Raw genomic sequence first — 11,544 nt, forward strand, 5'->3', positions numbered from 1 at the left:
GGCAATGCCAGACCGCGCCGACAGGGCGCGGGCTGTGCTGCGCCTAGTGGAGATTCTTGGAGAATCTTGGATGGATTTTGCGAATCGCCCGCAAAGCCGCGCCCCGTCTGGGTTTTCCAGATCGGGGCGGGGAGAGTTACGCCGGGGGTTGGGGAGAGTTACGCCGGGGGTTGGGGAGAGTTACGCCGGGGGTTGGGGAGAGTTACCGTGGGGGTGCCGGGCCGTTTGGGGTCGTCTCAGAAAACGGAAAATAAAGCACGTTAAGCCGGGTGAAGTGGCCGTAGCGGCCTGAATTTTCCTGCGCCGACCTTGGTACTGCAGCGCCACAGGTAATCGCCGGTCAGGTTGATGTGCTCCCAGCCGAGCGGCGACAGGTACTGCAACAGGGCATCATCGACGGCTTGGCCGTGGCCGCGCAAGGCGTTCGCGGCCCGTTCCAGGTAGGCCGTGTTCCACAACACGATGGCGGCCGTCACCAGGTTGAGGCCGGAAGCGCGGTAGCGCTGTTGCTCGAAACTGCGGTCGCGGATTTCGCCCAGGCGGTTGAAGAACACGGCGCGGGCCAGCGCGTTGCGCGCTTCGCCCTTGTTCAGCCCGGCATGCACGCGGCGGCGCAGTTCGACGCTTTGCAGCCAGTCCAGGATGAACAGGGTGCGCTCGATGCGCCCCAGCTCGCGCAGGGCGACCGCCAAGCCGTTCTGGCGCGGGTAGCTGCCGAGCTTCCTGAGCATCAGCGAGGCCGTCACCGTGCCCTGCTTGATCGAAGTGGCCAGCCGCAGGATTTCGTCCCAATGAGCGCGGACGTGCTTGATCTTGAGCGTGCCGCCGATCATCGGTTTCAGCGCCTCGTAGGCGGCATCGCCCTTCGGGATGTAGAGCTTGGTGTCGCCCAGGTCACGGATGCGCGGCGCGAAGCGGAAGCCCAGCAGGTGCATCAGTGCGAACACGTGATCGGTGAAGCCCGCCGTGTCGGTGTAGTGCTCCTCGATGCGCAAATCGGATTCGTGGTATAGCAGGCCGTCGAGGACGTAGGTCGAATCGCGCACGCCGACGTTCACGACCTTGGTGTGGAACGGCGTGTACTGGTCAGAAATGTGGGTATAGAACGTCCGGCCGGGGCTGCTACCGTATTTCGGGTTGATGTGGCCGGTGCTCTCGGCCTTGCTGCCGGTGCGGAAATTTTGGCCGTCCGACGATGAAGTGGTTCCGTCGCCCCAATGCCCAGCGAATGGATGCCGGAACTGCGCGTTGACCAGATCGGCCAGCGCCGCTCCGTAGGTTTCGTCGCGGATGTGCCAGGCTTGCAGCCAAGCTAGTTTGGCGTAGGTCGTGCCCGGGCAGGACTCAGCCATCTTGGTCAGACCCAGGTTGATCGCGTCGGCGAGGATCGTGGTTAGCAGCAAGTTCTTGTCCTTGGCCAAGTCGCCCGATTTCAGGTGCGCGAAGTGCCGGGTGAAGCCCGTCCATTCGTCCACCTCCAGCAGCAGTTCGGTGATCTTGACGTGCGGCAGAATCATCGCCGTCTTGTCGATCAGGGCCTGCGCGGTGTCGGGCACCGCCGCATCGAGCGGCGTGATCTTCAGGCCCGACTCCGTGATGATGGCGTCCGGCAGCTCGTTGGCCAGCGCCATGCGGTTAACGGTGTCGAGCTGCGCTTCCAGCAGCGTCAGCCGTTCATGCAGATATTGTTCGCAGTCGGTGGCCACGGCCAGCGGCAATTCGCTGGACCGCTTGAGGCTGGCGAACTTCGCGGGCGGCACCAGGTAGTCCTCGAAGTCCTTGAACTGGCGCGATCCCTGCACCCAGATGTCGCCGGAACGCAGCGCGTTCTTCATCTCCGACAGCGCGCACAGTTCGTAGTAACGCCGGTCGATGCCGGTGTCGGTCATCACCAGTTTCTGCCAGCGCGGTTTGATGAAGTCGGTCGGCGCGTCGGCTGGCACCTTGCGGGCGTTGTCGCTGTTCATGCCGCGCAGTACCTCGATGGCGTCGAGCACGTCCTTGGCAGCGGGCGCGGCCCGTAGCTTGAGCACGGCGAGGAATTCCGGCGCGTAGCGGCGAAGCGTGGCGTAACTCTCGCCGATGCGGTGCAGGAAATCGAAGTCCTCGGGCTGCGCGAGCTTCTGCGCCTCGGTGACGCTCTCTGCGAAGGCGTCCCAGGACATGACGGCCTCGATGGCGGCGAACGGGTCGCGGCCCGCTTGCTTGGCCTCGATCAGCGCCTGGCCGATGCGGCCGAACAGCCGCACCTTAGCGTTGATCGCCTTGCCGGACGCCTGGAACTGCTGCTGATGCTTGTTCTTGGCGGCGTTGAACAGCTTGCCCAGGATACGGTCGTGCAGGTCGATGATTTCGTCGGTGACGGTGGCCATACCTTCGATGGTGAGCGCCACCAAGGTCGCGTAGCGCCGCTGCGGCTCGAACTTGGCCAGATCGGCGGGCGTCATCTGGCCGCCCTCGCGGGCGATCTTGAGTAGCCGGTTCTGGTGAACCAACCGCTCGATGCCAGAAGGCAGGTCAAGTGCCTGCCACGCCTTGAGGCGTTCGATGTGCTCCAGCATGTGCCGCGAATTTGGCTTGACAGGTGACTGGCGCAGCCAGGCCAGCCAGGTCGTCTTGCCGTTGTCCCGGCGCTTGAGCAGGTCATCGAGGCGACGGCAATGCGCATCCGACAGCGGTTCGGCTAAGGCGTCGTAGATGTGTCGGTTGGCGCGGGTGATCGCCTCGGCACTCGCCCGCTCGACGGCGTTAAGGGCAGGCAGAATGACCGACTGTCGCCGCAGATGCTCGATCAAGGCGCTGGCCAGCACCACGCCCTTGTCGGTTTGCATGGCCAGCTCGGTCAGCGTGTGGACGGCCTGCCGGTAGTGGCTCATGGTGAACGGCTGGAAGCCGAACACCGTTTGCAGTTCGACCAGGTGCTCGCGCCGGGTCTGCTCTCGCTTCCCATACTCGTCCCAGCTTTCAATGCTGACCTTGAGCTGGTCGGCGACCAGCTTCAGCAAAGACGGAAACGGCGGTTCATTGACACCCAGGATTACGCCAGGAAAGCGCAGGTAGCAAAGCTGTACGGCGAAGCCCAACCGGTTAGCTGGGCCGCGCCGTTGCCGGATGATGGACAGGTCGCTATCGCTAAACGTGTAATGTCGGATCAGATCGTCTTTGATGTCCGGTAACGCCAGCAGGCTTTCGCGCTCGGCGGCGGAGAGAATCGAACGGCGGGGCATGCGAATTCCTTTTATTTGTCACATCTTTTACTACAATGACCGTTTACACACCTTAGAAAAGGTGACGGATTAAGTGACATATATTGACACCGTCGCGTGCCAAAATCACAGTGTCACATAATCGAACGTATATGTGACAGGATCAAAATGCTGATTGGCTACATGCGGGTATCGAAAGCGGATGGTTCCCAGGCCACCGACTTGCAACGCGATGCGCTGACCGCCGCTGGCGTCGACCCATATCAGCTCTACGAAGACCAAGCATCCGGAAAGCGTGAGGACCGGCCCGGATTGGCGAGCTGCCTGAAGGCATTACGGCAAGGCGATACGCTGGTCGTGTGGAAACTGGATCGACTCGGACGCGACCTACGTCATTTGATCAACACTGTGCACGACCTTACCGGGCGCGGCATCGGCCTCAAGGTGCTGACCGGTCACGGCGCGGCCATTGATACGACGACCGCTGCCGGGAAGATGGTCTTCGGCATCTTCGCTGCGCTGGCCGAGTTCGAGCGAGAGCTAATCGCTGAGCGCACCGTGGCGGGCTTGGCTTCGGCACGGGCACGCGGTCGAAAGGGTGGCCGGCCGTTCAAGATGACGCCCGCCAAGTTGCGCTTGGCAATGGCGGCAATGGGGCAACCAGAAACCAAGGTCGGCGATTTGTGTGTGGAACTCGGTATTACACGTCAGACCTTGTATCGATGTATTTCACCAAAAGGCGAGCTACGTCCCGATGGAGTCAAGCTTCTCAATCAGGATCGATGAGCGCGTTAGCATGCCCATTCAATTTATCTCAACGAAAGGAAAGCACCATGAAAGAAAAGAAAGTAAAATCAATGCCCATGAATACCGGAATTTCAGAGGCTGACCGGAAGAAAATTTCCGACGGATTGTCCGCGCTACTGGCCGACAGCTACACCCTGTACTTGATGACGCACAACTTCCATTGGAATGTGACCGGGCCGCAGTTCAACAGCCTGCACATGATGTTCATGGACCAATACACCGAACAGTGGAATGCGTTGGATGTGATCGCCGAGCGCATCCGTGCCTTGGGTTTCCCGGCGCCGGGCACCTACAAGGAATTCGTCAAGCTTGCCTCAATCCAGGAGGTCGAGGGTGTGCCCAAAGCCAACGAGATGATCGCCTATCTGGTCGCAGCGCAAGAAGCTACCGCCAGAACTGCCCGCAAACTCTTCCCGGTGGTGGATGAAGCCAACGACCAACCTACAGCGGATGTGCTGACCCAGCGCATCGATGTCCATGAAAAAACGGCTTGGATGTTGCGGAGCTTACTCGAAGAGTAAATCACCATTTCTGTTTACAACGTAAGCAAAGGAGTGACACATGGAAAACAAAGACGCAAGTTCTTCTGGAAAATGTCCGGTCATGCACGGAGGCGCTACATCGGCCAGCATGCAGACCATGGAATGGTGGCCCAAAGCCCTGAACCTGGACATCCTGCACCAGCACGACAGCAAGACCACCCCGCTGGGTACGGGCTTCAACTATCGCGAAGAACTCAAGAAGCTCGATGTTCAAGCGCTGAAAAATGACCTCAAAGCGCTGATGACCGACAGCCAGTCCTGGTGGCCAGCCGACTGGGGCCACTATGGCGGGCTGATGATTCGCATGGCTTGGCACTCAGCCGGCACTTACCGTATCGCTGACGGACGCGGCGGCGGTGGCACAGGCAACCAGCGATTCGCCCCGCTCAACTCGTGGCCGGACAATGCCAACCTCGACAAGGCGCGCCGCCTGCTCTGGCCGATCAAGAAAAAGTATGGCAACAAGCTCTCCTGGGCCGACCTGATCATTCTCGCTGGCAACATGGCCTACGAGTCGATGGGCCTGAAAACCTTTGGCTTCGCCTTCGGTCGCGAAGACATCTGGCACCCCGAGAAGGACACCTATTGGGGTTCTGAGAAGGAATGGCTTGCTCCCAGTGGTAGCGCTGGCAGCCGCTACTCCGGCGAACGCGACCTCGAAAACCCGCTGGCAGCCGTGATGATGGGTTTGATATACGTGAATCCGGAAGGTGTCGACGGCAAGCCCGATCCGCTCAAGACGGCCCACGACGTGCGTATTACCTTCGCGCGCATGGCGATGAACGACGAGGAAACCGTGGCGCTGACGGGCGGCGGTCACACCGTCGGCAAGACGCACGGCAATGGCAGCGCGGCAAATCTGGGGCCGGCTCCCGAAGGTGCCGAACTCGAAGAGCAGGGCCTCGGCTGGCAAAACCACACCACGCGCGGCATCGGCCGTGACACCGTAACAAGCGGCATCGAAGGCGCGTGGACCACGCATCCGATGAAATGGAACACCGGCAAAGGTGGCTACTTCGATTTGTTGCTTCGCTACGACTGGTGGCTACAGAAGTCGCCGGCCGGCGCGCACCAGTGGGAACCGGTCAACATCAAGGAAGAAGATATGCCGGTCGACGTCGAAGACCCGTCAATTCGCCATAAGCCGATCATGACCGACGCGGACATGGCGATGAAGTTCGATCCTGAATATCGCAAGATTGCCGAGCGTTTTCGCGATGATCCAGCGTATTTCGAGAAAGTCTTCGCCCGTGCCTGGTTCAAGCTGACCCACCGTGACATGGGGCCGAAGTCGCGTTACATCGGCCCGGACGTGCCGGCCGAAGACCTCGTCTGGCAAGACCCGGTGCCAGCCGGTCGCAAGGACTACGACGTTGCTGCCGTCAAGGGGAAAATTGTCGCCGCCGGTCTCACAATCTGTGAGATGGTCTCAACCGCCTGGGACAGCGCTCGCACCTTCCGTGGCTCGGACAAGCGCGGCGGAGCGAACGGCGCACGTATTCGCCTTGCTCCGCAGAAGGACTGGGAGGGTAATGAACCGGCACGACTCACGAAGGTACTGGCCATCTATGAAAAGATCGCCGCCGACACTGGCGCAAGTGTTGCCGATGTAATCGTACTCGCCGGCAACGTCGGCGTTGAGCAAGCAGCCAGAGCGGCTGGTGTTGAGGTATCGGTTCCGTTCGCCCCAGGCCGTGGGGATGCCAAGCAAGAACAAACCGACGTTGAGTCCTTCGAGGTGCTTGAACCCTTGGCCGATGGTTTCCGCAACTGGCTGAAGAAGGATTATGTGGTCAGTGCTGAGGAATTGCTGCTTGATCGTGCCCAACTGATGCGGTTGACCGCGTGCGAGATGACCGCCTTGGTAGGAGGCATGCGGGTGCTAGGCACCAACTTCGACGGCACTGCGCATGGCGTGTTCACAGACCGTGTTGGCACCCTGACGAATGATTTCTTCGTCAACCTGACCGACATGGCCTACAGCTGGAAACCGACGGGGCGTAACAGCTACGCCATCGTTGACCGCAAGACGGGAGTAACCAAGTGGACGGCGACCCGCGTTGATCTGGTGTTCGGTTCAAATTCAGTGTTGCGTGCCTATGCGGAGGTCTACGCGCAGGACGACAACAAGGCCAAGTTTGTACAGGATTTTGTTGCGGCCTGGACGAAAGTCATGAATGCGGATCGCTTTGATCTGCACTAGATTGGATAGCAGGACAGCCTGCTAAACATTCTCCGGAGAGACCGAAAAACAATTGCTTTTCGGTCTCTCTCTTCTTTTGTCAGCGGTACTTGGATCTGCAAATGCTGTACTGAAACGCGTAACTTTCTTAGCGTGCTTTATTTTCCGTTTTCTGAGACGACCCCCGTTTGACCTCCCATTTCCCCTTGGCGTACTCGTTCAGCGTCCAGCCCAACGCGGCAAGCTCGGCCAGCGCCTTGCGGGCCGTCTGGCGGCGCTTCTTCATTGCCTCCGGGGTGGCTTGCTCGGGCCATGCGTAACCGCAAAGCGTGTCCAGTTCCACCCGCCCGGACTTGCCGGGGTCGATCCAGCCGCAGAGGCGCTGGTGCATCAGCCGCGCCGGGTCGGTCTGTAGCGCCCGCACCTCGTCCATGTCGATGCGGGTATGGGGGCGCTCGCCCATGACGGCCTCGGCCAGCCGTGGATTCAGGGCGACGAACAGCTTGCCGTCCTGCTCGTCGCTCGCGTAGTCCGACAGGATGCGGAAGCCTTGCCGCCGCCCGCCGCGCTCCACGATGACGGATACAGCCCACAGACGCTCGATGCTTTCCCGGATGGTCTTGAACTGGCTGCCGCCGTCGTCGGCGTAGCCCAGCTCTCGGGCCAACTGGCGAAAGCTGCCCTTGGCTACCATCGAATCCTTCTCGATGGCATCCCATTTCAGGTCGAGCCAAAGCCGCAACTGCTGCCCTTCCCCAGTTTTGGGTTCAGGCGACAGCACAATGCCGCGTCCGCCTTCGCCTGATACGGCGGCCATTGCCACCAGTCCTTGCAACACGCGGAGATCATCAACGCCCAGCGGTTCAGGCCCCCAGAAACGGATTGAGTCGTCGCCGTGGGTGTAGGTCACGTCCAGTTTGAGCCGCTTGCGCTCGCCTCGCTTGAGGCTGCGGAACAGGCCGGGGGCCAGACAATGCGCCGGGTCGTGCCGGACGTGGGTAAGTTCAAAGTTCATCGCGGCTGCCTCCCTTCTTGCCGTTCGGCACTTCCAGCAGTTCAACGGGCAGCAGCACGCCGCCGTCTCGGCGCTCGTACCACTGGTCAAGCGGGGTAGCGTCGTAGTTCTGCTTGCTCACGCCAAAGCGCACGAAGAAGCCGCGCCGGTCGTTGCCGATGGGTTGCCGGTCATAGGCGCGGTCGCTCAGGCGCTTGGCCTCGTCCTCGGTCATCTTGGCAACGAAGCCGCACCAGCGGGCATTGTCGATCAAGGCCGAAGCGCCCCGCGCCGCCTGCTGCTGGTCGGTCTGGCCTTCGCGGGCACTGCCCTTGCTGACGTGGTGCAGGTACAGGACAGACGCCCCGGTGCTGGCCGCGACGTGTTCCAACGTAGCAACAAGCCGCGCCATGTCGCCGTTGCTGTTCTCGTCCAGGCTGTGAATGCGGCTCAGGGTGTCCAGCACGATCAGCCGGGCATCGGCGCAGAACTCCACCACGCGGGCAAGGTGCCGCTCGTCCATGACGTTCAGGCGCTTGCCCATGATTGGCTCAAGGGTCAGGTTGTCGGCGATGGCTTCGCGGGCCGACTGGTTGAGGTGCTGGCCGATGGCGTGAACGCGCCGGATCAGGGCGGGTTCGGGATCTTCCCCGGCCAGATAGACAACGCGCCCGGTGTGCTGCGGCTTGAGGTTCACCACGTCGCCGCCTGCGACACTGCAAGCAATTGCCATAGCCGCTTCCAGCGCCCAGAAGCTCTTGCCGGTCGCGCCGGGGGCCACCAGTGCGCCCACGGTGCCAGCCAGAAAGCCCGGCCAGATGAAGTCTAGTTGTGGCGGTTCCTGCTGGAACGCCTCCATAATGTTGATAGCCATATCGGCCTCCTGTACAGGTTGATGATGGTTAGCCTGTCGGTCGGTTCATCACACCGACTGACAGGCGCTCTTATCTGCCGAAGCTGGGGCCATCATACCCCGGCTCTGACAGTGAAAGCTCTTCGTTTCGCGCCCTCTCAGCCTCGATCTCTGCCACCTGCTGGGCGTTCATGTCGGCCAAGTCCTTGCCGTGCTCGGGCTTCGGCGTCCATTGGCGCACCTCGCGCCCGGTGATTTCGGCCACCCGCTGCGCCTGCTTCTGGTGCCCGGCGTCGGCCTTGGCCTGAGCGTCTGGGTTCTTCTCGTTCTCCCCGGCCACGGTGACGCGCTCGGCCCGCTTCAGGATCGCTTGCACGTCGTCACGCTCCAAGAAGCTGCGCACGTTCGCCCCGCCTGACACGATGACGGTGGGCGGCTGCTGGCCGCTGCGCTTTGCGATGTCGTGCAGGGCCAGCGCATCCGGGCCACCTTCCACGATCCAGACCTTTGCCGGGTCGCCCGGCAGGATCGGCGGATAGCTCTTGTCGCTGCCGCGTAGGTCGCGCTTTTGCACCGGGTCAGCGGGGGCAATGGCGCGGCGTGTGGCGTTCTGCGCGGTGCCTGCACGGTCATAGCCGACGAACAGCACCCCGCCGTCCGCATAGCGCACCATGCCCGCCTTTTCGGCGTGCTCGATGGTGTCCGAGGTGATGCCCCGGCCCTTGAGGTATTCGCGGCCATGCTCGCGGGCTGCCAGCCCTTGCGCCGGTAGTTGCGGCGGTTGCCGCTTGGGTTCGCTCGGTCGCGGCTGCTGCCGGACTGTCGGCGCACCAGATAGCCGATAGACGGCCTCGGCGTAGCCGGTGCCCGGCTCGATCTCGCGCACCAGGTCGATATTGTCCCCGCCGTCGTTGCCGTAGCGGTCGCACCAAAGCCAGCGCCCGTCCTGCTGGCGGGTCACGCGGTACGCCTCATCACCGCCCGCCCTGACGGACAGGTGCCGCCCTTCGCGCTTCACGGTGTAACCGCTGGCCTCAAGGTAGGCGGTCGGGTCTAGTTCGCGGGCCGATTGACGATCTGTTTCAGCAACTCGCGCTCCTTGGGCGTGGCCTTGCTCCAGATGGTGTTGGCCCAGTCCGCCGTCTGCTGCACGTCGCTTGGCGGCACTAGCCTGTTTAAAGCGACTTGCCCAGTCGCTACCAGCATTGCGCCCACGGCCCCGGCCAGAATCAGCCCCAGCGCCTGCCGCCAAAGGCGCGGGCGCGTCTCGTTCGCTGCCTCGGTCAGTTGGTCGGCGGCCTTGGTCATGCCCTGCTGTGCGCTCGTCAGCTTGCCCGGCAGGCTCGCCACCTGCTGCGCGGTCTGCTCCATGCTGCTGAGGCTCGTTTTCAGCCCTGACAGGCTGCGCGACAGGTCGGAGATGGTCGCGTCCAGCTTCCCGGCCTTCTGCTCGAACGCCTGCGCCGCGCTCGCGCTCATCTGCTGCGTCAGCTCGTCCAGTGCCTTGCGCTGGTGTGCTGTCACCTTGTCGTAGGCTTCCAGAACCTGCGTGACGTCCTGCCGGAGTCGTGCCAGCGGTTCCAAGGCTTGCGCCGTCTCGGTCGAGACTGCGCCCGGTAGGCGCTTCAAGTCCTCGTGCATCTGGCTCACGGCCTGCTGCAACGTCCTGACGCTCTCCACGATCTGCAACTGTGGGCCGGAATCGTTCAAGGCCCGCACGGTCTCTAGCTTCGTCATATGTCACCCCTGCTTTCTGTAGGCCCGCCCATGTGTAGCCCTTGCCCAAGTCGCTGCCCTTGAACGGCACCCCGGCCACCTCGAAGGAAAAGCCATTCATGCACCCGGTGCTGGCAAGGTTCGCCCGGACGCTCACGCCTGCGGCCTGTAGCCGCTCGGCCAGTTCTGGCGCGGTCGGCTTGTCCTTCACCGCTTCGTCCAGCAGCCGTTGCAGGCGCTGGCGCGGCGGTTCTTCGCCCGTCCTCACGGCCATGTTGATCTCCTTGTCGGTCAGCTTGCGGCGCTCTGCCCGTGCATCGCCCAGCCCCGGCGTAAGGGTCAGGCCGTGGGTACGCTCAAGCTCTTGGGTCGCCTCGATGGCGCGGCGGGCTTCCCACTGGCCTAGCCACACTTTCCCGTCCAGCCCTACTCGGCTGGCCACGATGTGAATGTGATCCTTGTCCGTGTCCTGGTGGCGCACGGCCACCCACGGCGTATTGGTCTGGTCAAAGCCCATGCGCTGCATGAAGTCTGCCGCCACGGCTTCCCATTTCTCGGCGCTCAGGTGCTCGCCGGGGGGCAGTGACAGCGAGCAATGCCAGACGGGCTTGCCGATGTCTGGGCGCAACTGGCGCACGGCGGAGAACTCCCGCGACAGTTCGCGGGGGTCGCTCCCGGCCATGTTGCCGCCGACACGCTCCGCGTTTTTCGTGTGCGTGGCTTCCTTGCCCACGTCAAAAACGTAGTTCAGCGCACCGCGAAAGCCGCCGCCACGGCTAACCTTCGCTTTCATCTTCCACGTCCTCGGCGTCGTGCTTGACGCCTATCAGGTCGCAGCGCACGAGCATCAGCACGCGCAGGCAGTTGGCAAGCTCGGCGCTCAACTGCAAGCCCAGCGCCTTGCCGATGCGCTCCCCGTCGCCCCGCAGCCCTTCGTTCAGGTGCCGGGCGATCTGGTTCAGGTTGGCCGCTGTGCGGGCCAACTCGGCCCACTGTTCCCGGTTCGCTGCCGGGATGGTGGGCGGCAGGCGATGCAGGGCGGCGGCGCGTAGGTACTCGCCCCGCTGCATCTGCACGGCGTCACGCTGCGAATCAAGCCGCGCAAGCTCGGCATCGTTGAGGCGCACCGAAACGGTATGGCCGCGCTTGTCCGTGGCGTCGAGCGGCGCAGGCCCACGGCGGCGGCGCTTGGATTCGTCAGTGTTCATGGGCGAAGCCCTCCAGCAAGTGAAGCGAAGCGAAAC

Annotated in this window: 9 protein-coding genes and 1 pseudogene; 3 read left to right on the forward strand and 7 right to left on the reverse strand. The window is 62.6% G+C overall.

Annotated features, from left to right (window positions below; all coding sequences use genetic code 11):
* Positions 1-260 precede the first annotated feature (260 nt).
* Positions 261-3,227, reverse strand: a complete 2,967-nt coding sequence (locus AACR93_RS01005) for a Tn3 family transposase (protein ID WP_043849877.1) — start codon at positions 3,225-3,227, stop codon at positions 261-263.
* Positions 3,228-3,374: 147 nt separating this feature from the next.
* On the opposite strand from AACR93_RS01005, the gene AACR93_RS01010 reads away from it, so the two are divergent.
* Genes AACR93_RS01010 through katG form a run of 3 tightly spaced genes read left to right on the forward strand, consistent with a single transcriptional unit; the run spans position 3,375 to position 6,758 of the window.
* The gene (locus AACR93_RS01010; RefSeq protein WP_031943104.1) at positions 3,375-3,992 is read left to right on the forward strand and encodes a recombinase family protein; all 618 of its coding nucleotides are present in this window, start codon (positions 3,375-3,377) and stop codon (positions 3,990-3,992) included.
* A 47-nt stretch (positions 3,993-4,039) separates the two neighbouring features.
* Entirely contained in the window at positions 4,040-4,534 is a 495-nt protein-coding gene (locus AACR93_RS01015) for a Dps family protein (protein WP_031943103.1), read from the forward strand.
* A 40-nt stretch (positions 4,535-4,574) separates the two neighbouring features.
* A complete protein-coding gene (gene katG, locus AACR93_RS01020; protein WP_043849878.1) occupies positions 4,575-6,758 on the forward strand; it encodes a catalase/peroxidase HPI in 2,184 nt (727 codons plus the stop codon).
* A gap of 127 nt (positions 6,759-6,885) precedes the next feature.
* Here katG and repC read toward each other — a convergent pair whose 3' ends face one another.
* The 6 genes and pseudogenes from repC to AACR93_RS01045 all read right to left on the reverse strand — a co-directional run bounded on the left by repC (position 6,886) and on the right by AACR93_RS01045 (position 11,508).
* Positions 6,886-7,752, reverse strand: coding sequence for a replication protein C, IncQ-type (repC, locus tag AACR93_RS01025; protein ID WP_043849879.1), 867 nt, complete (start codon positions 7,750-7,752; stop codon positions 6,886-6,888).
* Positions 7,742-8,605, reverse strand: coding sequence for a helicase RepA family protein (locus AACR93_RS01030; protein ID WP_043849880.1), 864 nt, complete (start codon positions 8,603-8,605; stop codon positions 7,742-7,744). Before AACR93_RS01030 ends, repC begins: the two co-directional genes overlap by 11 nt.
* A 70-nt stretch (positions 8,606-8,675) precedes the next feature.
* Complete coding sequence (locus AACR93_RS01035) at positions 8,676-9,602, reverse strand: hypothetical protein (protein ID WP_231556891.1); 927 nt, start codon at positions 9,600-9,602, stop codon at positions 8,676-8,678.
* Between the two features lie 35 nt (positions 9,603-9,637).
* Entirely contained in the window at positions 9,638-10,321 is a 684-nt protein-coding gene (locus AACR93_RS01040) for a hypothetical protein (protein WP_043849882.1), read from the reverse strand.
* Between the two features lie 331 nt (positions 10,322-10,652).
* A pseudogene (locus tag AACR93_RS23120) lies at positions 10,653-11,093 on the reverse strand (relaxase/mobilization nuclease domain-containing protein); the annotation flags it as partial.
* Entirely contained in the window at positions 11,077-11,508 is a 432-nt protein-coding gene (locus AACR93_RS01045) for a plasmid mobilization protein (RefSeq protein ID WP_052497046.1), read from the reverse strand. The gene AACR93_RS01045 and the pseudogene AACR93_RS23120, both read right to left, overlap by 17 nt.
* Positions 11,509-11,544: the final 36 nt, after the last annotated feature.

It is taken from the genome of Aeromonas sp. L_1B5_3 (genome assembly GCF_963866575.1).
Taxonomy (GTDB): Bacteria; Pseudomonadota; Gammaproteobacteria; order Enterobacterales; family Aeromonadaceae; genus Aeromonas; species Aeromonas jandaei.

What these genes read in the sequence shown, in the direction of transcription:
- AACR93_RS01005 (WP_043849877.1), bottom strand. Translation starts at nt 3,227, where the DNA reads ATGCCCCGCCGTTCGATTCTCTCCGCCGCCGAGCGCGAAAGCCTGCTG.
- AACR93_RS01010 (WP_031943104.1), top strand. Translation starts at nt 3,375, where the DNA reads ATGCTGATTGGCTACATGCGGGTATCGAAAGCGGATGGTTCCCAGGCC.
- AACR93_RS01015 (WP_031943103.1), top strand. Translation starts at nt 4,040, where the DNA reads ATGAAAGAAAAGAAAGTAAAATCAATGCCCATGAATACCGGAATTTCA.
- katG (WP_043849878.1), top strand. Translation starts at nt 4,575, where the DNA reads ATGGAAAACAAAGACGCAAGTTCTTCTGGAAAATGTCCGGTCATGCAC.
- repC (WP_043849879.1), bottom strand. Translation starts at nt 7,752, where the DNA reads ATGAACTTTGAACTTACCCACGTCCGGCACGACCCGGCGCATTGTCTG.
- AACR93_RS01030 (WP_043849880.1), bottom strand. Translation starts at nt 8,605, where the DNA reads ATGGCTATCAACATTATGGAGGCGTTCCAGCAGGAACCGCCACAACTA.
- AACR93_RS01040 (WP_043849882.1), bottom strand. Translation starts at nt 10,321, where the DNA reads ATGACGAAGCTAGAGACCGTGCGGGCCTTGAACGATTCCGGCCCACAG.
- AACR93_RS01045 (WP_052497046.1), bottom strand. Translation starts at nt 11,508, where the DNA reads ATGAACACTGACGAATCCAAGCGCCGCCGCCGTGGGCCTGCGCCGCTC.